The following is a 23,498-nucleotide window of genomic DNA, read 5'->3' on the forward strand; positions in this document are numbered from 1 at the left end:
GAAACAGAAACTGAATGTTTCATTTCTCAGAGATCATTTTTACAGTACAAAAATACGGAATCTCTTAAAAATAAGAAAACCGATAAGTTTAAGATTAGTGTCATCTTACCTATCGGTTTTCGTTATTATATGAAATATAGGAATCTTATTTGCCTGCAGCTTTCGCGTGATCAGCTAAGAATGTCGCTAGACCGCTATCTGTCAATGGGTGTTTTAATAAAGCTACAATCGCTGATAATGGACCTGTCATGACATCAGCACCGATTTTAGCACAGCCTAAAATGTGTGCGCTGTGACGTACAGAAGCTGCTAAAATTTGTGTAGGGTAGTTGTAGTTATCATAGATTAAACGAATATCTTCGATCAACGCTAATCCATCTGTAGAGATATCATCCAAACGACCGATAAAAGGAGATACATAAGTTGCCCCAGCTTTAGCAGCCAATAGTGCTTGACCAGCTGTAAATACCAATGTACAATTTGTTTTAATACCTTTTTTGCTGAAATATTTAATTGCTTTTACGCCATCTTTGATCATAGGGACTTTTACAACAATCTTGCTGTCAAGAGCTGCTAAAGCTTCTCCTTCTTTGATCATTTCTTCATAAGTTGTAGAAATAACTTCAGCACTGACATCGCCATCAACGATTGCACAGATCGCTTTATAATGGTTGATTACGTTTTCATCACCGCTAATACCCTCTTTAGCCATTAAACTTGGATTGGTTGTTACCCCGTCTAATACGCCTAAGTCTTGGGCTTCTTTGATTTGCTCTAGGTTCGCTGTGTCAATAAAAAATTTCATTGTATATGTTATTGAATGATAATTGTTTGATTATTCTAATGTTCAAAATAATGACGCAAAGTTATTGATTATATTCCAGTATTGAAGCATTGATTTTCACCTATTGTATCTTTATTTTAGCAAAAAGGAATCTCTTCTCCTAATTTTTTGTTATACTTTTAATATACTATTATCTTTACGTATGCAGGTTTTTCGTTCTCTCCATTATAGAAATTTCCGTTTACATGTTATAGGACAAGCAATTTCCCTTATGGGGACCTGGATGCAGCGAATAGCCATCAGTTGGTTGGTCTATGAATTGACAGGATCAGTGTTTTGGCTTGGTTTTGTTCAGTTTATCTCCCTATTGCCCTCTTTGGTCCTGTCTCCATTTATCGGCAGTTTTGTCGATAAGCACAAAAAGTATAAATTGGTTCTGATGACCCAAATTGGTTTGATGATACAGGCTGGAATCTTGACCTTGGTCGTTTATCTGAAATGGGAGAGTGTCTTATGGCTTTCCATCTTGGGTCTTATACAAGGGGTTATTAATTCCTTCGATGTTTTGGGTCGTCAATCGCTGATGATGTATCTGGTTGGTGACCGTAAAGATCTGCCGAATGCCATTGCCCTGAATTCAACAATTTTCAATGGTGCCCGAATGTTGGGACCTGCAATAGGAGGTATTTTACTGAGTACATACGGTGAACTCGTCTGTTTTGCCCTAAATTTTATCAGTTTTGTTCCGGTCATTATTACATTGTTGATGATGCAGGTCGATGAAACCCATGTTCAACTGAGCAAGGGAAGCAATTGGGAAGGCTTGGTCGAAGGCTTTCGTTACCTCAAACGCTCACCGCATATTGCTTCACTGATTATTATCATGACATTCTCCAGCTTGATCGTTATTCCGTATACCTCGTTGCTACCTGCCATAGCGAAAGAAATGTTTCATGGCGATGAGCGTACGTTTTCCTGGTTTGAAAGTGCCGCCGGCTTGGGTGCAATGATTGGTGCATTTAATATGGCCCGTTTAAAATCGGGCACCAATTTGCGCTATCAGGTGATGGGTGCTGCTGCACTTATGGGAATTGCGTTATTGTTTTTGGCGCATTCAAGTATGCTGCAGATGGCACTCGTCTATGTGATGTTGGTGTCCTTTGCCATGATGATGCAAAACTCAAGTATCAATACCTATATTCAGACGCATGCCATACCAATCTATCGCGCCCGGGCAATCTCGTATTACGTTATGGCTTTTCAGGGAATATTTCCCATTGGGACGTTGATGATCGGTTCCTTAGCGAGTTACAGTGGGCTTCGAATGACATTATACGTCATGGGTGGATTGGGGATATTGATCGCAATCGTATACTATGGCTATCTCCGGCTCCATATCCACAAACGCCTATTTAAGTTTTAATTTCCGGTTTCTTAATTTTAAGCTGCGTTTGGCATAATCAATGACAGCGCCATAGTCTGCAAAAATATCTCCACCCAATACGCCGATCACGGGTTCCAGATCCATCTGCTGATAGGCATAGTTGATCGAGCTTAAATCCAATACCGCCGTATTTAAGTTTTTTATCCGCCATTCACCTATGGTCAGACTCGGAATTTTCATGTTGAAACTCTCCATCGAATTGGTGCCAAGTCCTGTTGATAATGTTTCTGAAGGCTCAAGCTGTAATTGGTCTTCCAAAAGATGGACTAACTGTGTTTTGTCAAATACAGTTTTAGAGGCACCTGTATCAATCACCATCTTGAATGAACGGCTATATAATTCCACATCGACTAAAATATGTGTGCCCTGGCCCTGCAGATCCAGTAATTGAAATGGTACTGTTGTCATATAACCAAACATACCCAAAAAATCCCTTAAAAAAGAAATTTAAGGCCTCTAGCGTATGTTTAAAATGCCCTGAAAACGTTTATGCGTTAAGCCGATCATAAAAAAAGCTGTTATTTGAAGAATAACAGCCTTTCACCTTTTTATAGTTTATGCGCTACAGCGCTTTTATTTCTTTTAATACATCATTCATTGTACGCACTGCTTCTGCACTTTTACTGAATTTTTCTTTGTCCTCTTCATCCAGCTGAAGGGGGACAATCCGATCCCATCCTTTTTTATTAATGATAACCGGTACGCCAAGATTAATATCTTCTTGGCCAAATTCACCTTCGAGGTAAACGGATGCAGTAAATAACTTGTTTTGATCACGCACGATACTTTCGACCACTGCGGCTGTTGCGGCTCCTGGAGCATACCAGGCTGAGGTCCCGATTAGACTGGTTAGGGTTGCGCCACCAACCATCGTTTTGTGTACAATTTCGTCCTGCTCTTCCGGGGTAAGGAAATCAGTGACTGGAATACTGTTCCACGTGGAGTGCTTGATAAGTGGAATCATCGTTGTATCTCCGTGGCCGCCAATGACAATGGCATTGAGATCGGCCGCAGAAGCATTCAGTTTTTCGCTCAGTTGATATTTGAATCGGGCTGAATCCAATGTGCCCCCCATTCCAATGATTCTATTTTTTGGTAATCCACTTGATTTAAGTGCCAGGTAAGTCATGGTGTCCATGGGATTGGAAACGATGACAATGATAATATCCGGAGAATATTTTACCAGGTTCTCCACCACAGACTTGACAATATTCGCATTTGTGCCAATTAGTTCTTCGCGCGTCATTCCGGGTTTACGTGGAATTCCCGACGTAATGACGGCAACGGTAGAACCTGCAGTGGACAGATAGTCATTGGTTACTCCCTTGATTTTTGATTCAAAACCCAACAAGGCGGCAGTTTGTGCCATATCTTGCGCTTTACCTTCCGCAAATCCTTCTTTAATATCCAATAATACAATCTCTTCGGCGACATTTCGACGGATTAAATTGTCCGCTGTAGTTGCTCCTACAGCACCGGCACCAACAATAGTTACTTTCATATGTAAATTATTTGTTTATTCATGAGCTAATTTCCGCTTAAGAATTCATGCTGCCTTCGGCGGTTTTCTATGCCGTATAAAATATCCAGTCTCTCTTCACGAATGCGCGTATTCTTTACATGGATATTTCATGTGCATTGATGTGGATTAATAAATAATTCTTGAATTTAATCAATTATTGTTAGTAAATCAATGTATTTCGTGGGAATAACTTGTTTTTTGACATAATCGATAAGAAGGCAAATGCCATTGAACGAATAATGCATAATGATAGTGTCCAAAGGGTATGATTCTGATGGAATACGGTTCTTCGTCAATTTTGGTGAATTATGCTGATTTTGCAAGTATCATTTTCCTCAATAGCTGAAATCCTGCCCTTCCGTACATTTTTCTTTTTATATTTTTTATTCGATTCACTTGTCCCTCAACCTGGCCGTTACTTACTGTTCTTACTACTGCATTATTCACTGCTTCATAGTCCCTTAAAAGGTTTTTAGCGAAATTTTTAAGCCCGCACTCTGATGTTGATGCCTCCTGAATCCATTTTTGTAACATTCCTTCTTTCTTGATAAGAAACAATTGTTTAAAGTCCTTTATCAACTGCTCCAGTTGTTTTATTTGAGGAAGCTTTTCAAATAATAATTCTAAAAATTCTTTATCATCTTCCTTAAGGTGTTTTGACTCCCTATAGAGCATTAAGGATAATTTGGTTGGCGACCAAGTTTTTGCTACCACCACCTGCGCCTTATATTTCATTCTACTAAGCCCCGGCATATTATAAACTTCATTCATCTTGTGGCAAAACTGGGTATACTTACCATTGAATCCCATCTGAACAATAGTGTTATGTAGTTCTCTATATGTTTTTCCGTGGTTCTCTTCGCTCAAAAGATAATTAATGAAGGATTCCAGGTTGGTGGAGTTTCTGGACTGTCTTTTCTCAAGTTTTTCCACGGATACATACCTTGCGACTGTTTTTCGATCCAGGTTTGTAATTCTGGCAATTTGTCTCAGCGTAATACCATTGGCATATAGCTCTTTAACCTTGTCGAATAGATATTGTTTATGTGCACCAATGTTTGCTGTAGAAATCGTTGCTAGAACTTCTAAATTTGCTTCAACAGGCCCGGTAACTTCCGTTAATGTAGGTTCTTTTCTTTTGGGATCATTATAAAGCTTAAATATTTCCTTCAATTCTTTTGCTTTTGATTGTAAGACTTTTTTAGCTGCTTCCCCTAAGTTCATAATTAGGTGAAAGCGGTCGGCTACCTGAATGGCATCAGGGGCCCCTGTTTTTATACCCAAAGCATATGGGCCATAGCGATCTCTGGATACTACTTTTATTTCTGGATGATTCTTCAGCCACTCTGCCAGCGTATCCGATTCACGATCCGGAAGTAAATCTATCACTTCTTTCCGTTCTAAATCCACAATAACGGTTCCGTAGGTACTTCCTTTTTTGAATGCCCAATCATCTACGCCAATTACCCCAGATGTCAAAGCCTTAGGTTGTATATCTACTCCCTGAATCACTCTTAACATAGTGGAGGAGCTAACCGGCAGTCCAACATAGCGACTAATTGCTGAACCTCTATTTCCTCCCAATTCAAGCCCCATTTTAAAAAGAAGTTCATTTGAACGAATCATTCTTCTATAATATGGCCTGATTTCACAATCGAAGCGTTCAGTAAAAACCTTTCGATGACAGACTGAATTATCACAAAAATACTTCCTAGCCCTGAGCTTGATTTTTACTAAATATCCGGAAACAGGAAGGTCTAAAAGAGTTCGGAAATATCTACTATGAACCCTATCACTCGTAATGCCACAAATAGGGCATGTTGAGTGTTTTTGATAAGCGTACGTACTAATATAAAGCTCTCCTAGAGAGGTGTACGTTGTTTCAGCTTTTAACTGTAAATTGGGAGGAAGTACAAATTCTGGAATCATAACTAAAAGTATAATATTAAATTACACATAATAATTTATATATTTGTTGTTTAGAAAAAATAAATTACAGTGGGAAAATCAGTCTTACAAATTCAGCGATCAGACGCAACAGAGATAAAGAAATTATTAAATACAAATGATGCTTATACCGTTGGTATAAGGCTATACATGGTATATCTTGTTGCATTAGGCTATTCGAGCAGACGGTTGTCTGAACTACATAATATCAGCTTCAAGCAGATAACAAATTGGGTTCATAGATTTGAAAAAGAAGGTATTGAAGGATTAAAAGATAAGAAAGGGCGCGGTAGACGGAGCAATTTATCAAACGAACAACTCGAAAGAATCAAAAACTTGGTCATAAACGAAAAACCCTCGGATCATGGATATCAATCAGTAAAGTGGACAGGCCCTCTTTTGGCTCAATGGATTGATAAAGAATATGGCTTAGCATATCAAAAGGCACAAGTCTATAACTTGCTCGAAAAGGTTGGAATTGTGTTTGAAAAGAAAAAAGGTTTAGTTTATAAAGTGTAATTATTTAACGTACTTTCACCAAAATTGACGAAGAACCTGGAATACCCCCCAAGAAAACAGGCCTGAAATTCGTTCAAGCCTGTTTTTTTTATCGTGTAAATCAAATTTTAAATCCTAGAATGGATAACCGATGGCTAAATTAAACATCAAATTATCCTTTCTCCATCTTGAACTTCCAAAGTCGATATCCTTAAATACCCAACGTTCTCCTTTGGGAAGATACGGGATGCGGAAAGGTATTGACATATCCGTACGTATGATCAGAAAAGTAAAGTCGAAGCGTAATCCAGCGCCACCGCCAACAGCTAATTCATTCAAAAAGTTCTTGCTGAATTTACCGCCGGGCTTGTTGACGTCATCCCGTTGCAACCACACATTCCCCGCATCAATGAACGCTGCCCAATGAACAAAGCCCGCTAATTTGGCTCTATATTCGGTATTCAGCTCTAATTTGATGTCACCGGTTTGGTCTGCATAGAAAAGCCCATTGCTTAATTTTTCAGGGGCAACTGTTCCGGGACCAATTGCACGAGCACCAAAAGCACGGATACTGTTAGGTCCACCCACATAATATTGTTTTAAATAGGGGAGTGACCGCGAGTTGCCATACGAATAACTTAAGCCCAGACTGACCCGCGAGGCAAGCTGCGAATTCTCCGACAATTTGAGATAATGTCTTCCATCGCCACTGATCTTGATGTATTGGGAAAAATACGCATCGAACAATTTGAAGGTTTTCCCTTTATTGAAATCTGCTCCCTTTATTAATCCGAGTATATTCCCCGAGAGGTCCAAGTTGCCTTTGAAATAAAAGGTATTTTTCAAATGCTGCTTCATCGTATTTTGAAACGTAAAGTTGTAATTTGGGCCAATCGTAAATTGTGGATCTATTGCATGCCTTAACGCCGGAATGGTATCCATTTGTTTTTGATAGTTTTCTGAGATCCCTTTAGGCTGGACATAGGTAATCTCCATTAAAGCAAGATCGTGCTGCTTCTCCTCAGACTCCTGCCAGATATAACCGTAATCCAATGCGATGGAATTTAAGGTATATGCTTTGCGGCGATTTAAAAATTCATACCGTCCTTTGACGTAAGTCTTCGGGATAAAACGCCGTGTCGGTGAAATCCGTCCAAAAGGGGACAATATCCGTGGAAAAGTCAGTGTAGCCTCCATCCCGTAACGGTAATAACTCGAATTGAGGTCAGCCGACCCACCGGTCTGGGTTTCATAACCACCGAATACATTAAAACTCAACTGCTCCGCGCCTTTAAATGCGTTGCGTAAAGTCCAGTTGACATTGACCTCGGTACCATTGTATACTGAGGCCATTTTTCCTAAAAGTTCCACACGGAGTGATTTCTTGGGCAATGGAGTTAAGTAGTAGTAGACGTCCAGTGCGTTGGGGACTTCTTTGCTGTCGACAAAGTTATTTTTGACAAACTTCCAGCTATTGAGATTCACCAGGTGGCTGATGGTTTGATTGTGGGCATTACGGTTATAGACGTCGCCTGGATGGAAGAAGATATGATTCGCGATCACAGGCTTTCTATACAGATGCTGGCGGTCTATAAAATAGTAACTGCTATCATATAGTTCCGCATTGCGGGTGGATCGCTGATAACCGGAGCTTGTTTCCGTGTAGTTCGGGAAAATGTAGATTTTATTGATCTTGGACGGTACCCTTGCCTGTGCCGGTGTCTCCTTTTTCACCGTAACATACATATCGACTTTGTTGTTCCGATGCGAACTGTCTACCTGAACTAGGATGTAATCGGGACTGAAATAATAATACCCTCTATTTTTGAGGTCATTGTCGATGCGGTCGCGCTCATTGAGGATAACATCTAAACTGTAATTCTTACCCACTTGCAAGAGGCTTTTATCCGAGCTCGAACGGATATCTTTACCCAACTGTGTTGTGCTGTCGATGTCGAATTGAACAGATCTGATTCGGTAGATCAGATTAGGCTTGGCTGTATAATTAATGGTTGCTTTTTTGTCTTCAACTAAGGTGTCCGATTTCACTTCCGCATTGAAGAATCCAAAATTCTCCAGACGATTGCGCAATAGGTTTTCATTATATTCGCGATTGACGTCGCTCAATAGTACTGGTTCTTCACCGATCTTCTTGAGGAATTTTTTAATGATGTTATTCCCCGCAGAGTCCCCGGCCATATTGTTGAAATAGAGCTTGAATGGCACGCCGGCCAAACGTTTGTTGGGCTTTGGCATCAGTGCAGCTTCTAAATGAGTCGCAATCTTTTCCTTATTTTCTTTGGATATCGTGTCCGAATCGACTATTACATTGCCCTTGACATATAAGCTTTCCCCTTCTTTTAGATTCTTGGTGGAAGAGCAGGATGCTATGAATGCAGCGCATGAAACTATTCCCACAATATACTTCAGTTTAGTTTGCATGTAATTCCTTTCCTCATCTCATTTTTTATAGCTGTCGTTCTGATGGTATCTATAGTTGATTTTGGACTATCGCTTTCGGCGTACGTTTCGTTGAGTCCAGCTGTTGCTTACGTCTCTCTTTTTCTCTTTCCTCCATACGCTTTCTGTATTCAGGACTATGGGTCATCAAACTATCTCGGATAACGGTGCGTACACTGTCGCGATAGACTGAATCGGTTTCCATACGTTCTACATCGAAACGTTTTCTGAAACCCTTGCTATTGGTGTCGTAATACTCTTTGAGTTTTTTCGAACTCATCCAGATCTCCTTAAATCGGTTGTAATCCATATTGATGATAAATCGATACCCGTTTCTACATATTGACCTTGGAGTGTAACCTGATATTGATTTTTACGATATACCCGCGCAAAATAGCGGCCATCTTGCGAAAGTTGGTAATCCAATTGGATATCTCCAGCAATGTTGTTGGCTGTTTCTCCCGGACGTGTATTTCCTTCAACTTCAAAATTAGAGCCAACGGTAATTTTTAAACGGTCATTTAAAAGCATTTTAGACACGCCGAATTCAGATCTGTTCGGGTCTGGCCAGCTCCAGTAGCGTAATCTTCTTCCGAAGTTAGGTTGAAGTCCAGCTCTACTCCGGTGATAAGCTCGGAGGCAAGGCGGTTCAATTGACCGCTCAGGAACGAACTGATGCTATTTCTGACAATGGCTTCCGTACCGCCGCCACCGGATAAACTCTCAAATGGATTGGTCGACATAAAGCGCCCCAAAACAATCAGTGGAAAAGACCTGTTTGTTCAGCTCAGACGGATTTTCACGTAAGGTGGTCAAAGCATTATTAACCTTGCTAATCACATCTTGCGAAACAACCGAGTTGTTTTCGTCCAAGTCGATATCAAAATTTAGTTGCGGTTGGAACAGTTTGTCTGTAATCTTCAGTAAGACATTGAAAGGAATCCGCTGCTTGTACAAATTAGCGTTTTCCGACCCCAGCTGCGTCGCTACAAGTTCGAGGGTTGGTGCTTTGGTTGTGTATGCTGCCGTGATATTTAGCTGCGCATCCAAGGGATCTCCATTCCAAGTGATGGTACTTCCTTTTCGGAATGTAAAATCCTTTTTCACGGGGCCAAAACTGAAGGAATAACTTCCTTTGTCTACTGTAAATGTACCTGACAAGGTAATTTTGCTACTTGCATCAATACCGGCGTTCAGTTCCGCTTCACCCTGGATATTCAGTGCATCCTGTGAACCAGCATCCAAGAGGATCTTAAATTTGGCGTCCTTATCGGTTTGAAGATTTAGATCTACGTCGATTCCCGTCAATCGGGTAACAGTCATAGAATCTAATTTTGCAAATACATTGGCTCTTGTTGTATCACTCTTATCAACAAATTCGACAACACCTTTACGATCGGCCATCCCAGGATCCTCGTTTGGCATAACAAAGGTAAAGTCCGTATCATCTAACACCTTGATTGTCCCATCAACGATAGGCTTATCCAGATTCCCCCGAATGCGCAGGTTCGACATAAGGTACATTTTACCATAAAACATGTCGTTGTCGCTTTGTGTTGAATTGAGTACCTCAAAATTGTCGGTATTGACATTGAGATTGAAATCAAAATCAGTATATGTTTTGGTTTCTATGGATCCCGTTACCTTGGCAATATTTCCTTTTTTGTCTTCCAATGCAAATTTTGGGAAAGTAATGCCTCTTTCATCCAAATGAATGGTTTCATCTTTCGCTTTGAATAGTGCATTCAACATAGCAATATTGAACTGAGCATCTTTAAACTTAACATCGCCGTTAATGCGGGGTTTGGATGGCGATCCTGTTATTTTTAACTGGCCTTCCAAGTTTCCCTTCGAGTCTTTTAGATAGCCCAGACTAAATGCCTGAACCGTCTGCATAGAAAGCGGTGCAATATCTAAAGTGAAATCCAGGCTTGCCTCTCCCTGGGGAGGACTGATAAAATCACCACTTAATACGACATTATTGCCATTTTCACTGATACTGATATTCGCATTATAGGTGTTTTCTTTTTGATTATTCACTTTTATATTGACATTACCAACGGTATCTTTTCCAATATAAAATTTATCGATCACAAGATCAGAAACAAATACAGGGCTGCTTTCTAGGCGTGATATCGTTGCCTGGCCATTAATGCCGCCGCCAAGATCGACTGTTTCACTTTCAAGCATTTTACTTAATGTCTCAATGCGGAAATTCTTAAATGCAATGTTAAGCGGCGAATTGAGCACACTATCCTGCGATGATATGCTCAGCTCCTGTCCTTTATTACTTAAGATAAAATCATTGGCCTGAATACCTGTGCTTCCAAATTTGAGTACATTGTTTGGATTTATCGTCCACTTGTCGTAGTTCAGCATAAGGCCGTCCTGAAGTAGGCTAAAAACGAATGCGCCATTATCAACGCGCATATTGGCACCCAAATGATACTGCTCTTTCTCTTTCTTGTCTTTTATCCAGAGACCGAAATCCAAATTGTTTTGGATGACTTTACCACTGAATACGGTATTCACCAGTTCAATATTGCTTACCTTGATTTTATTGATCAATGCCGAGTAATACAGTGTACTGTCGAGGGTATTGATATCCAAAGTAACGTTATTGATTTCAGTGCCATTATAGATTATTTTCGGTGCATCCAACTTGGCGAGAATCGTTTTTTGATTGGACTGTTAAACATACCATCCAATGTGATATCCGACATCTCTGTCAGTTCTGGCAAGAAATCTTTGATAAACTTAGTTCGCGTCAATTGGGCCGAAAACTCGATGTTCTGTGGTTCGTATTTGGGCACTTTAACAGCTTTGCCTGGTTGGTAATATACCTGTAAGATGTCTTGAACGGCATTCTGCAATTCTAGAATTTTGTATTTTCCGACCAAATGGGCGTTTAAAAAGTCCGATTTTAAAAGTAGCAAGTTGCGGCTAGTATCCGCTTTTGCAATTAGTGATATACTGTCTAGCGAGTAATAAGCATCATTGTAAACAATGGATGAATTGGTAATGTGTGCTTCTCCGTTCAAAAAATTTGGATCGGCTGAACTGAAATTTCCAACGAGTTTACCATGGTATTTGAACTCGTCATCCATCAATTTTAACTTTTTAAGATTGATAGTGTCTACCATAAGCTCAAAATCCACCTGTGGATACTTGGATTTCATATTGGCTGTCGCATTTAACTTCAATTGGATATTTGGATCAGGGCTGACGACAGCGGCTTTTATGTCCCCTTTGTCTGCTGTAAGATTCATATCGATATTCTGGTAGCGATAGCCCATGGCATCCATCCGATTTACTTTGCCATCAAAGTTGGCGACAAGCTTCTTGGGATCTGTTCCATGACCCTTAATTTTCCCTTCAAAGGAAAGTATGCCTAACGTACTGTCCATTTTCATGATCTTACCAATGTCAAAATCACGAATACTGACGAAAGCATCATAGGTTGTATCGCGGCCTATCATGCCTACTTTACCATTAAATTTGGCCGTCCCTTTCTCTGTTACCAACGAAAGATTGGTGTTAAACGCATTCATTCCGCCTTTAAAAGTTCCGGTAAGTCCGATTGTATTGGGTAATTCTATTCCGCTCGGCAACATTTTCTTTGAAACCAGCTTTTCGATATCCGAACGTCCTGTAGTCAATTTTTTTAAATTAAGATCCATGGACATTTTATCGACATTGGGTAGCCCCTTTAAATGTAGACTTGCAATGACACGTGTGTTGGACAGGGTTTGAAAATCAATTGCCGGAATATTGAGGTCATTTAACTTCCCGACAACGCGACCATCAATATTAAATTTTTTGTCCATCAACGGTTTCATCACCTGCATGGTGTCCAAAAAAGGAGCGAAATAGTAGATATCGCGCATATCGACACGGCTCTTTTTGATGGTTGCATTGACGTAGATCAGTTCTGGTTTTTTAGCGATAACATCCAAAGAAGGATAAGTTATTTTTAAGTAATCACGCAGCAGAGTGCGTGGCGTCTCTGCATATAGATTTTTGATCTCCGCACCGGTATTTGTATACTTAAAATCCCCCTTCAATTGCTTGATCACAAACCCCGATTGATCGGAGGCTACAAGTTCTTTGAGTGATCCACTGATGGAATCGGCACTGTAGTAAAGATCATTTAAACTGGTTTTCATCCCAGGGATCTTAATGTTGAAGTAATCAAAGCCTTTCATACGAGCCTGATTATCGTCTCTATAAGCTAAGCTTGTTTTATTGATCTGGATTTCTTTGGCAGAAACAACCCAGTTTATTTTGGTTGTATCCGCGGTGTTTTTCGCTGCTGCGTTTACTTTTTTCTGGATCTTTCCAAAGAGCACAGTATTGTCTGAACCGTCAAGATTGATCGTCTGAATATCGACAAGTTCTTTGTTAAGGTCGATCTTGTTAATGTCCGCATGGAGGTTCTTAATATAAAATTTGGTGTTCAACAGGCTAGACTGATCCTCGTAGCGTACTAAGATATTCGTCAGGTATGCGATCTGTATACCGACATCGGGAAGCAAGGCGGTTGTTTGTGCGGTTTTATCCGTAATGCCAAAGTCTTCGACCGAGGGAGCTGTACCGTCCTTAATCGGCCGCCATTGTTTCACTGTGGCGCTCAGACCATCTATTTTCACTTTTGGAAGATTGAAGGCCATGTTTTTTGTGAGGTCGAACTTTTTGATATTGGTATTTAGGCTGTTCAGGTAAACATCGGCACTTGTTCCAATGACGTCATCGGCATAAACAATATGAAATTTGTCAAATTTGACTTTATCGAGGTTAAATAGGAGGGCTGAACTGCTGTCTGCAGTTGCTGTGCTTTCTTTTTGGGAAGCGAAAGCTTTAACAATATAATCAAAGTTGAACGAACTGTCCGGCAATGTACGTCGAATTTTTGCAGTGATTCCTTCTGCTTCGAGACGCTGTATTTCAACTGTGTTTTTCAACAGCTTGAGCATATTGATATCAACAGCAATGCTTTTTCCTGCTACTAAGGTATCTTTACTTTGGTCGGCTAAATAGATATCCTCCAATACCAGTTTTTTAGGAAAATCAATATTAATGTAGCCAATTTTAACAGGGGTACCAATTTTGCCTTCTACATATTGCGTTACTTTTCCGGCAATATAATTCTGAACGGCAGGTATTCTGATTAAAAATACAATAAGAATAGCCAGCGCAATGATGACTCCAATAATCCACAATATTGTTTTAAAAGCAATTCGGGTAAATCTGTTCAACGTATTATTTGATTAAGTATCTATTAATAAAAATTAAAACGGAAAAAAGTTTGCTAAGTTTACAGATATTAACATATATCGCCACTATTTCAGCAAACTAAGATAAATTTGCCTGTAAATGCAAGTTTAATTTCTGTGTTATACCTGCTAGCAGATATTAGACAGTTTCTAATTTCCCTTATATAAAGTCATTATATCTTCGGGGCTGTTCTAAAAACACATCAAATAATTGACCAAACCATTCTAGCCGTACAAAGTTTTTTGTTTTTTAATTTTATGTTAATAAAAGCATTAAATACCTATTAATTTGTCAAAAAAATAGGTAATTAATACATGTAGTATTCTGTCGAATAGTTGTTTTGGGGAAGATAAGGCAATTATTCCATCAATTTTTTATACTTGCCCCAGTTTTCAAATACCACCCATAGCCATATAATGAAAAGTACGGCCCAAATAATTAATCCCAGTTGGCTGTAAAAAATCATATTGTGGGTAAAAATGCCAATGAGTATTGGAAAGATGACTAATGCACCTAAAGTTCTTGTCTTTGGAAAAATAAACAGTAAACCACTCAGGAGTTCGATAATTCCGACTAGTGGCATTAACCATTTTATCGTAGCAAAAGCCTCAAATACCTTTTTCATGTCCATATCCATAGGTGGCGTAGGCATATAATGAAAAAGCTTATCTAGCCCCGCATTGATGAAAAGCAAGGCAAATAAAATGCAAAGTATATTTTTAAAAATCTTCATAACGGTCAATTTTAGTTCATTATTTTACTGTTATCGTTGTTGGCGGATCAGTATTGTTATCCTCGTCATTTTTTTCTTCCTTGTTTGTATTTCGTTCTACAGTGATGGTACATTCTGTAAGCAATGCTGCGACAGCACCAATTGCTGCAAAAACAGGTGCTAAGATCAAGCCTATTGCGCCGATAGTCACCGGAAAACTCATGATTTCTTTACCATGTTTGTCCGCAATGCTGATTTTGCTCACATTGCCCTCGGCAATGATTTCCTTGATTTTCTGTAAAAGGTTTTCACCGTTAATCTGAAATGTTTCTTTGAATCCCATAATGCTATAATTTAAGTTCGCTCTTATAAAGTTATTCATTTTTTTACAGGAATCCGTATAAAGTTAATTGCATTGTTTGTTGCTGAGCAATTATAAAGTGCACTGTTTAAACGGGAGAACTTCATGTTGCATTTTTACTTTACAAGTTTATATCGTGCATCCTTAACATATATATTACCTGTGAATGGCCAACCGAAATTCTCTTGAACCGCCTGTTTAGCATTTTGCAGAAACCGGATTTTCGGTGTGTAAAACCTAGGAACCGACTTCATCATTTACACGATTATTTAACGTAAATGATACGGATATAGGACGGAGCTTATTCGGTTGCGACCGAATAAGCTCCGAAGAAGTACCGAACAAGCACCGAAGAAGCACCGAAGGATCTTCGAATTTGATTATCTTGAAACATAAAAAAAGTCCCGCGCAGCGCACGGGACTTTTTACAAAATTTATTAGCTCTATTGCATAGGTCTTAGCCCAATGCTATTAAGCTTTCTTCAAGAATTTTAATCTTTGCTTCGGCATCTGCCTTTTTACTTTTTTCGTTTTCAACAATTTCAGGTTTAGCATTTTGCACAAACCGCTCATTGGAAAGCTTTTTGTCTACAGATACAAGGAAACCTTTTAGGTATTCCAATTCTTTGGCAATACGTTCACGTTCAGCATCCGCATCAATATTGTTCTCCAAAGTAACATAACATTCGTCTTTGCCAGCAAGGAAACTTGCGGCTCCGGCTACTTTCTCAGAAACAAAAGTTACGCCTTCCAAGTTTGCAATTTTGGTAATGATGTCAATATATTGTGCTAAATTGATATCTGATTGTTGATTGATAGCCAATGGCAATGCTACTTTAGGGGAGATACCTTTAGAATTGCGGATATTGCGAACTTCCGAAATAATTTGCTGAGCGACAGCGAAATCTTTGATAAGCTGCTCATCAAAATCAGTTGCTGTCGGATAAGCGGCGACGATAATGCAATCTTTCTCGTCTTTCACACCGAACAGTTCGTCGTGCCACAATTCTTCTGTCAAGAAAGGCATGAAAGGGTGTACTAAAGTGAGTATACGTTGGAAAAAAGATTTTACTGTCTCTAAGGTTTCACTAGAAATAGGGGAGCCATAAGCCGGTTTCACTAATTCAAGGTACCAAGCACAGAAGTCATCCCATACCAATTTGTAGGTTGTCATCAATGCATCTGATAAACGATAGTGTTTGAAGTTTTCTTCGATATCGACCAAGGCTTGATTTAACCTTGCCTCAAACCAAGATGCTGAAATCTTATCTGAATCTGAAGCCGGAGTAGCAGTAATTTCCCAACCTTTAACCAAGCGGAAGGCATTCCAGATTTTATTGGCAAAATTACGGCCCTGTACACAAAGTTCTACATCAAAAGGAAGGTCGTTACCTGCTGGAGCAGTCAATAACATGCCCATCCGCGTTGCATCTGCACCATATTCGTTCATCAAATCTATCGGATCGGGAGAGTTGCCCAGTGATTTAGACATTTTGCGGCCCAGTTTGTCCCGTACAATACCTGTGAAATAAACATTTTCAAAAGGCAATTGTCCACGGAATTCATAGCCCGAAACGATCATACGTGCTACCCAAAAGAAGATAATATCCGGAGCAGTGACTAAATCTTGCGTAGGGTAATAGTAATTAATTTCTGCATTTTCTGGTTCGTTGATGCCATTGAAAACTGAAATTGGCCATAGCCAAGCTGAAAACCAAGTATCAAGCACATCCTCATCTTGACGTAGATCGGTCAATTGAAGCGCTGTATTACCTGATTTTTCTTGCGCTAGAACAAGGGCCTCTTCAACCGTTTGTGCAACCACAAAGTCTTCGTTTCCGTCGCCATAGAAATACGCCGGTATCTGATGTCCCCACCACAATTGTCTTGAAATGTTCCAATCGGTAACATTCTCCATCCAGTTGCGGTAGATATTTTTGAATTTTGTCGGATGAAATTTAATGGTATCATTCATCACATTATCCAATGCCGGTTTTGCAAGATCTTCCATCTTTAGGAACCATTGATTGGAGATTTTTGGCTCTATAACAGCACCTGTTCGCTCTGAAGTTCCAACATTATTGGTATAGTTTTCAACTTGCTCCAATAACCCTTTTTCCTCAAGCTCTTTCTCGATTTCTTTACGTACTTTAAAACGATCCATACCTGCGTAATGCAGGCCATTGTCGTTTAGTTTTGCTTCGTCGGTAAAGATGTCGACAAATTCCAGGTTGTGCTTTTTACCTAGTGCATAGTCGTTCACATCGTGTGCTGGAGTAACTTTAAGGCATCCAGTACCAAACTCCAAATCGACATATTCATCTTCGATGATGTTCACCTTTCTGCCAACGATCGGCACAATGACTTGCTTTCCTTTTAACCAGGTATAGCGTTCATCATTGGGATTGATACACACGGCTGTGTCACCAAAGATGGTTTCAGGACGGGTAGTCGCCACAACAATGTATTGATCTGTTCCCTCAACCTGATATTTCAAGTGGTATAATTTGCCGTTTTTCTCTTTATAAATAACCTCTTCGTCTGAGATATTTGTTTTTGCTTCAGGATCCCAGTTGACCATGCGGTAACCACGATAGATTAATCCTTTATGATATAGATCGACGAATACACGGATAACAGATTGGTATAATTCTGGATCCATGGTAAAACGTGTACGATCCCAGTCACAGGAAGCGCCAAGTTTTTCGAGCTGTTTTAGAATAATACCACCGTATTTTTCCTTCCATTCCCAAGCATGTTTTAAGAAATCTTCACGAGATAAAGATCGTTTATCAATTCCTTGTTCTTTCAACATAGCGACGACCTTAGCTTCAGTGGCAATGGAGGCGTGATCGGTCCCCGGTACCCAACAAGCGTTTTTCCCCTGCATACGTGCCCGGCGAATCAAAACGTCTTGAATGGTATTATTCAGCATATGCCCCATGTGCAATACTCCCGTGACATTCGGAGGGGGCATCACAATCGTGTAAGGTTCACGTTCGTCCGGGGTGGAACGGAAAAATCCATTCGCTTTCCAATAGCTGTACCATTTTTCTTCAGCTTCTTTTGGATTGTAAGTTTTCGCTATGCTCATTTTAAATTTTTGTATTCAAACTTTTAAGGAACACAAAAGTAAGGAATTCTATGTTATTTTCCTTAGTAATCCATTGATCTTGTTCTCAAACAAAAAGAAGTTATGAATAATGGCTAAGCAATACGTTTAATGAGGATCCTCCTAAGCAGAAGAGGCGGTTATTGCAGTTAGGTAAAGCATAACGTAAGATTTATACTTTTTTAATCTTTTCTTCATATTACTAAGTAATTAGCCCGTATTTCATGTAAATTAATGTAAATTTGCCTGTTTTATTTTTACACGAAGGGATGCAACGATTTGCTAATGAGCTTAGAGCTTTAACACAGTATTTTCTGTTCTGGTTAATTATCTGTTTTATAGATAGATTGATTTTTGTTATTGCTTTTTTTGAGAAGATAGGTTTTTCTAATTTCACAGAAATTTTCAGGATTTATTACCATGGTCTGAATCTGGATTTTTCTGCAGTCTCCTATATCTGTGCATTACCATTTCTGGTGTATTGCCTATTAAGTTTCTTTCCAAAACTGAAACCCAAAAGACTGATCCTCGATATTTATACCATTATCGTCCTGGTATTGTTCTTTGTGACAAGTTTTATCAATGTCAATATTTATCGGGAGTGGGGCGACAAGATTTCTAAACGTGCCATAGATGCATTTTTTGCTTCGCCTTCGGGTGCCGTCGCTTCGGCTGAATCCACGCCGGTGTTTCTCCCCATCGTTGGGATGTTGATCGGTATATTCTGCGGTTATTTTCTGTACCGTTGGATGTTTAAAAAAGTCTCTTTTTCAATCTCAAGTCTCCTGTCAGTAATTTTCTCAAACTGGCGATCGGAGTTTTTGTACTTTTCACGTTTATCCGTGGTGGTTACGGAAGAGCGACGTTAAACCCCAGTAAGGCCTATTATTCCGAGGAAACATTTTACAACCATGCAGCAGTCAATACACAATGGTCTTTTTTACGGGATTTCTTTGCCGAAAGTACCAAACTGAAAAACCCCTATAATTATTACGCGGATCAGAAGGATATTCAGGACAAGCTACGACCCGCCTTTCAAAGCCAACCTGATTCTGCCGTTGAGGTATTGTCAACGACTCGTCCGAATGTCGTTATTATCATGCTGGAAAGCTTTGTTGGCGATCTCATTCAGTCTCTTGGCGGGGAAAAGGGAATTACGCCACACATGGAAGAATTGATTAAAGGCGGTATTTTGTTTGACCATATTTATTCTGCTGCTGATCGATCCGATAAGGGCATGGTAGCGGTGTTGAGCGGTTTTCCGGCACAAGGACCCGAGAGTATTATCAAGTATATCGACAAACATGAAAATATGCCTGCCATTGGACAGGAGTTCGATCATGCCGGCTATGAAACATCATTTTATCATGGTGGTCAGAGCGAGTTTTACAATTTTAAATCGTATATGCTGACGCATGGGATGTCTAGGGTGGTGGATAACGCCAATTTTGGATTGGATGCAGAACGTGCCTCATGGGGTGTCTATGACCATGTCGTCTTTAATCAGATGATCAAGGATTTTAAAAAAGAAAAACAACCTTTCTTTTCGACGATCTTTACCTTAATTAATCACGAACCATTTGAGTTAAAACACGGCTATAAATTTGGCAATGCTACCAATGCGGATAAATTCCGAAGTACGGCAAACTATACGGATTCAGCTGTTTTTGATTTTATCAATAAAGCCAAAAAGGAAGCTTGGTATAAAAATACCCTTTTCGTAATTGTGGCTGATCATGGACATCGCCTTCCTTCAGAAAAATGGGAGCTATTTCACCCCAATCGCTTTCATATTCCGCTGATCTTTTTCGGTGATGTGATCAAACCTGAATATCGTGGGAAAATATTCAATAGAATCGGCAATCAAACGGATTTGGCGACTACCTTATTGACACAACTGAAACTTCCTACAGATCGTTATCATTGGAGCCGGGATCTTTTTAATCCGACGACACCTCAAATAGCGTTCTATAATTCCAAAGATGCCTTTGGAGTGATCACACCTCAACAGGCTGTTTCTTTTGATAATGTAGGACGGATTATTAATTATAGGTCCAATAAGGAATATCCCGCTGGCAAAACAGACAGCTTATTGAATATCGGTAAAGCGTATTATCAAGACGTATATCGTGAATTTTTAAAATATTAGAGCTATGAAATTAAGAGGAGTATTTGCACCTTATTTTGCTGTCGCAATTCGTTTTATCTTTCTTTTGGTCATCTATGCGTTATTGCGATTGGGGTTTTATGGCGTCAATGCTTCCTTATTTCCCCATGTCGATGCCGGTAAGCTTCTGGTTATGTTTGCCGGTGGCGTACGCTTTGACATTGTGGCACTCCTCTATTTAAATATCCTGTATATTGTTATGCAGACTATTCCAGGACCGTTTAAATTAAATAAACACTATCAAAATGTTGCGAAATGGATCTTCATCGTGACCAATTCAATTGGCATAGCGTTAAATTTGATTGATTTTGCCTACTACCCATTTACCCTCAAAAGGACCACTGGAACGGTAATTGACCAGTTCTCCAATGAATCTAACTTGATCAAGCTGACCTTTGATTTCTGTTTGGATTATTGGTATCTCATTATACTATTGGTGCTGATTGTCTATGGGTTGATTAAATCCTATAAACTTATTCAGATTGAAAGGACGACGAGATATAGCTGGAAGTCATTTTTGATCCAATTGCCTTTGTTTTTACTGACAGCCTTCCTTTTTATTGGTGGAGTGCGTGGCGGTTGGGCGCATAGCACACGTCCCATAACATTGAGCAATGCGGGTGATTATGTGGAGACACCGGAAGAAATGAATATTGTGCTCAATACGCCATTCAGTATATTGAAAACATTAAAGGCCGTGAGCCTCAAACCCGTTCATTATTTTTCCGAAACAGAGCTTGAACAGTTATACAATCCCATTCATGTACCGCAATCAGACCTGCCCTTTACAAAGAAAAATGTCGTTGTTCTGATTTTGGAGAGTTTTGCAAAAGAACATTTTGGAGAATTGAATAAAGATATCCAAGGTGGAAAATACAAAGGTTATACGCCTTTTTTGGATTCCTTGATACGCAATGCTTACACCTTTACAGATACTTATGCCAATGGCCGTAAATCAATTGATGCGCTACCGTCAGTCATTACGGGCATTCCTTCGATAGGTGAGCCTTTTGTGCTTTCCATCTATTCTGGAAATGAAACCACCAGCTTAGCGAAGCTCTTAGGGAAAAAGGGATATGAGACTGCTTTTTTTCATGGCGCACCAAATGGGAGCATGGGCTTCTCTGCCTATATGAAATTGGCAGGTATCCAACATTATTTTGGCAAAAACGAGTATAACAATGATGCTGATTTCGACGGGATATGGGGAATCTGGGATGAACCATTTTTGCAATTTGTAGCAAACAAGATCAATACCTTTCATCAGCCATTTTTTGCTAGTTTCTTCTCTTTATCATCACATCATCCATTTAAGGTGCCTGAAAAGTATCAGGGGAAATTCCCTAAGGGACCTCTGCCCGTACAGGAGCCTATTGGATATACCGATAATGCCTTACGCGAATTTTTTGCCACAGCCTCTAAAATGTCCTGGTACAAGAATACCGTATTTGTTATCTGTGCCGACCATGCTACTGTAAGCTATCTGCCGGAATATCAAACCACTGCAGGAGCATTTGAAATCCCTATTATATTTTATGCACCTGGTGATAATCTGGTGGGCAAAGCGGATAAATTGGTGCAGCAAATAGATATCATGCCGACAGTGTTGAATTATCTGCACTATGACGAGCCTTATTTTGCCTTTGGTTCAGATGCCTTAAAACCGGGCAAGGATAATTTTGTGCTCAATAATAATTCAGGGAGCTACAACCTCTATTATAAAGATTATATGATGTCTTATGATGGACTGAAAGTGACCTCATTTTATGATCTTAAGAAGGACCGCTTGATGAAACAGGACCTGTTAAAACAGCATCCAGCGGTATTGGATACGATGGAAACCAAGATGAAAGCTTTTATCCAGCAATATAACAATCGTATGATTGAAAACAAGCTGACCTATAAAAAATAACAGCCGGTTTTCTACCTGCTTAATCTAGCGCGAATGCTTCTATCGATAATAAGTAAAACTAAATCATAGACGAGATAGATCAAGGGTAAGGTGAAGATGACCAACAGGATAAAACCACGGGATTTTTCGTCAAAGACTCCATTGACAAAATAGTTGGCCAGACTGGACCAAAACCAAATGAACAAGTAGAAAGAGCTTGGAATGACTAGATTCCCGATCAGGAGTGCATATCGGTATTTGCCAGTTTTGTATTTTAGATAAATATACCGGATATGTAGGTATAGCAAAAATAACGATCCGATCAGCGCAAGTACATCTGGACTTATCCAAAGAATTACTTTCGCCAACAAGGAGGTTTTTAAGACAACTTCAATATGAAAACGCTCTTTCTTTTCTACCTGATCAATTCTCCAGTGAACAATGGAATCTGTCTGTAATTTGGCGGTTCCCAGATCTTGTGTAAGTACCTCCATCTTCCCATCGAGGTGCAGATACAGTTCAATCGGGCCAAAGGACGACCAGTATCTGGAGGGGAATAAGAGATAATCAATTTTGTATCTGGTCCGAATATCCCGTCGGTCATAGCCCATATAAGCACGGTATTGAACCTGAATGCTGTTATCACCTTTGTGAAGCTTCGCGGTAAAATAAAAGGCATCATTCAGCGAAATACGCTTCCATTCATCGCTGTCGTAACTGAGCTCATAATAGCCATCCTTTAAACGTAAAAAGGGGAATTTTGAACCGGGTTGATCCATCTTTTTTCCTTCAATTTCGTTCTGATTGACAAGGAGGCGATCCAATCCGTTCATATTTAAAGCGAGAAATACCAGCGGCAATTCAATAGCCTCTTCTGCATGGATGTTATAAACAATGTTGAAGTGGCTTTGATAGTCCGCATGATCATCCGAAGTGTCCGTTAAAAGACGAATGTCAATACGTTCGCTGGTAACGCTCACTTTCCCTGCGGGAACGAGCTGACCTGTTATGCTATGGGGGCTCATTGGATTTGCCATGTTGGCAAACAAGGTCATTACAGCAAGTAATAGATATACAATTGTTATTAGAATTTTATACTTCATTTGCTTGTTATGTCTGCTTAATATCAAGTTCCATATTCGGATACCGACCTTTACATGATAGCGGTGTTTGCATATTAGGATATCCTTGATCTTTAACAAGATGAAAGTAAAAATTAAAAGGGAGAAATTAAAAAGGTGATTTATATTCGTCTATCTCCGATTCATATTCGTTAAGTATATTGCTTCATTCCGATGTAAATAAAACCTTCATAATTTCGCTGGT

Annotated in this window: 19 protein-coding genes; 5 read left to right on the forward strand and 14 right to left on the reverse strand. The window is 39.6% G+C overall.

Features of this window, described 5'->3' with window-relative positions; translation table 11 throughout:
- Positions 1–145: 145 nt before the first annotated feature.
- Complete coding sequence (gene fsa / locus DTA23_RS17570; protein WP_070562966.1) at positions 146–805, reverse strand: fructose-6-phosphate aldolase; 660 nt, start codon at positions 803–805, stop codon at positions 146–148.
- A gap of 181 nt (positions 806–986) precedes the next feature.
- Between fsa and DTA23_RS17575 the strand changes: the two genes are divergently transcribed.
- Entirely contained in the window at positions 987–2,207 is a 1,221-nt protein-coding gene (locus DTA23_RS17575) for an MFS transporter (protein WP_112375519.1), read from the forward strand.
- On the opposite strand, the gene DTA23_RS17580 is transcribed toward DTA23_RS17575, so the two are convergent.
- The 3 genes from DTA23_RS17580 to DTA23_RS17590 all read right to left on the reverse strand — a co-directional run bounded on the left by DTA23_RS17580 (position 2,193) and on the right by DTA23_RS17590 (position 5,679).
- Positions 2,193–2,636, reverse strand: a complete 444-nt coding sequence (locus DTA23_RS17580) for a retropepsin-like aspartic protease (protein ID WP_112376512.1) — start codon at positions 2,634–2,636, stop codon at positions 2,193–2,195. The two genes, DTA23_RS17575 and DTA23_RS17580, sit on opposite strands and share 15 nt — an antisense overlap.
- Positions 2,637–2,790: 154 nt before the next feature.
- Positions 2,791–3,729, reverse strand: coding sequence for a malate dehydrogenase (locus tag DTA23_RS17585; protein ID WP_070562960.1), 939 nt, complete (start codon positions 3,727–3,729; stop codon positions 2,791–2,793).
- Between the two features lie 327 nt (positions 3,730–4,056).
- Complete coding sequence (locus DTA23_RS17590; protein ID WP_083296114.1) at positions 4,057–5,679, reverse strand: ISL3 family transposase; 1,623 nt, start codon at positions 5,677–5,679, stop codon at positions 4,057–4,059.
- A gap of 69 nt (positions 5,680–5,748) precedes the next feature.
- On the opposite strand from DTA23_RS17590, the gene DTA23_RS17595 reads away from it, so the two are divergent.
- Positions 5,749–6,216, forward strand: coding sequence for a helix-turn-helix domain-containing protein (locus tag DTA23_RS17595; protein WP_070569990.1), 468 nt, complete (start codon positions 5,749–5,751; stop codon positions 6,214–6,216).
- Positions 6,217–6,330: 114 nt separating this feature from the next.
- Here DTA23_RS17595 and tamL read toward each other — a convergent pair whose 3' ends face one another.
- From tamL to DTA23_RS17620, 9 genes are all read right to left on the reverse strand, one after another.
- Positions 6,331–8,637, reverse strand: a complete 2,307-nt coding sequence (gene tamL / locus DTA23_RS17600) for a translocation and assembly module lipoprotein TamL (RefSeq protein ID WP_112375520.1) — start codon at positions 8,635–8,637, stop codon at positions 6,331–6,333.
- 49 nt (positions 8,638–8,686) lie between these two features.
- Complete coding sequence (locus DTA23_RS29335) at positions 8,687–8,935, reverse strand: hypothetical protein (RefSeq protein WP_256604175.1); 249 nt, start codon at positions 8,933–8,935, stop codon at positions 8,687–8,689.
- Positions 8,932–9,186 carry a hypothetical protein gene (locus DTA23_RS29340; protein ID WP_256604177.1) on the reverse strand — a complete coding sequence of 85 codons (255 nt, stop codon included), beginning with the start codon at positions 9,184–9,186 and terminating at the stop codon, positions 8,932–8,934. Before DTA23_RS29340 ends, DTA23_RS29335 begins: the two co-directional genes overlap by 4 nt.
- Positions 9,177–9,398 (reverse strand): hypothetical protein, encoded by a 222-nt coding sequence (locus DTA23_RS29345; protein WP_256604179.1) that lies wholly within the window; start codon positions 9,396–9,398, stop codon positions 9,177–9,179. Before DTA23_RS29345 ends, DTA23_RS29340 begins: the two co-directional genes overlap by 10 nt.
- Positions 9,379–11,316: a translocation/assembly module TamB domain-containing protein gene (locus DTA23_RS29350; protein WP_256604180.1), complete on the reverse strand. Its 1,938-nt coding sequence runs from the start codon at positions 11,314–11,316 to the stop codon at positions 9,379–9,381. The genes DTA23_RS29345 and DTA23_RS29350 overlap by 20 nt, the downstream gene beginning before the upstream one ends.
- The gene (locus tag DTA23_RS29355; RefSeq protein ID WP_256604182.1) at positions 11,298–13,910 is read right to left on the reverse strand and encodes a DUF748 domain-containing protein; all 2,613 of its coding nucleotides are present in this window, start codon (positions 13,908–13,910) and stop codon (positions 11,298–11,300) included. The genes DTA23_RS29350 and DTA23_RS29355 overlap by 19 nt, the downstream gene beginning before the upstream one ends.
- 377 nt (positions 13,911–14,287) lie before the next feature.
- Entirely contained in the window at positions 14,288–14,662 is a 375-nt protein-coding gene (locus tag DTA23_RS17610) for a MauE/DoxX family redox-associated membrane protein (RefSeq protein ID WP_070562952.1), read from the reverse strand.
- A 19-nt stretch (positions 14,663–14,681) separates the two neighbouring features.
- Positions 14,682–14,984 carry a DUF4342 domain-containing protein gene (locus DTA23_RS17615; protein WP_112375521.1) on the reverse strand — a complete coding sequence of 101 codons (303 nt, stop codon included), beginning with the start codon at positions 14,982–14,984 and terminating at the stop codon, positions 14,682–14,684.
- A 475-nt stretch (positions 14,985–15,459) separates the two neighbouring features.
- Positions 15,460–18,096 carry a valine--tRNA ligase gene (locus DTA23_RS17620; RefSeq protein WP_112375522.1) on the reverse strand — a complete coding sequence of 879 codons (2,637 nt, stop codon included), beginning with the start codon at positions 18,094–18,096 and terminating at the stop codon, positions 15,460–15,462.
- 287 nt (positions 18,097–18,383) lie between these two features.
- Here DTA23_RS17620 and DTA23_RS29360 point away from each other — a divergent pair, with 287 nt between their 5' ends.
- From DTA23_RS29360 to DTA23_RS17630, 3 genes are all read left to right on the forward strand, one after another.
- On the forward strand, positions 18,384–18,983 hold the full coding sequence (locus DTA23_RS29360) for an LTA synthase family protein (protein ID WP_256604187.1): 600 nt from the start codon (positions 18,384–18,386) through the stop codon (positions 18,981–18,983).
- A gap of 197 nt (positions 18,984–19,180) precedes the next feature.
- Complete coding sequence (locus tag DTA23_RS29365; RefSeq protein ID WP_256604189.1) at positions 19,181–20,263, forward strand: LTA synthase family protein; 1,083 nt, start codon at positions 19,181–19,183, stop codon at positions 20,261–20,263.
- A gap of 4 nt (positions 20,264–20,267) precedes the next feature.
- Positions 20,268–22,193: an LTA synthase family protein gene (locus tag DTA23_RS17630; protein WP_112375523.1), complete on the forward strand. Its 1,926-nt coding sequence runs from the start codon at positions 20,268–20,270 to the stop codon at positions 22,191–22,193.
- Between the two features lie 11 nt (positions 22,194–22,204).
- Here DTA23_RS17630 and DTA23_RS17635 read toward each other — a convergent pair whose 3' ends face one another.
- Positions 22,205–23,275: a hypothetical protein gene (locus DTA23_RS17635; RefSeq protein WP_146753110.1), complete on the reverse strand. Its 1,071-nt coding sequence runs from the start codon at positions 23,273–23,275 to the stop codon at positions 22,205–22,207.
- Positions 23,276–23,498 lie beyond the last annotated feature (223 nt).

The organism is Sphingobacterium multivorum (assembly GCF_900457465.1).
GTDB lineage: Bacteria > Bacteroidota > Bacteroidia > Sphingobacteriales > Sphingobacteriaceae > Sphingobacterium > Sphingobacterium multivorum.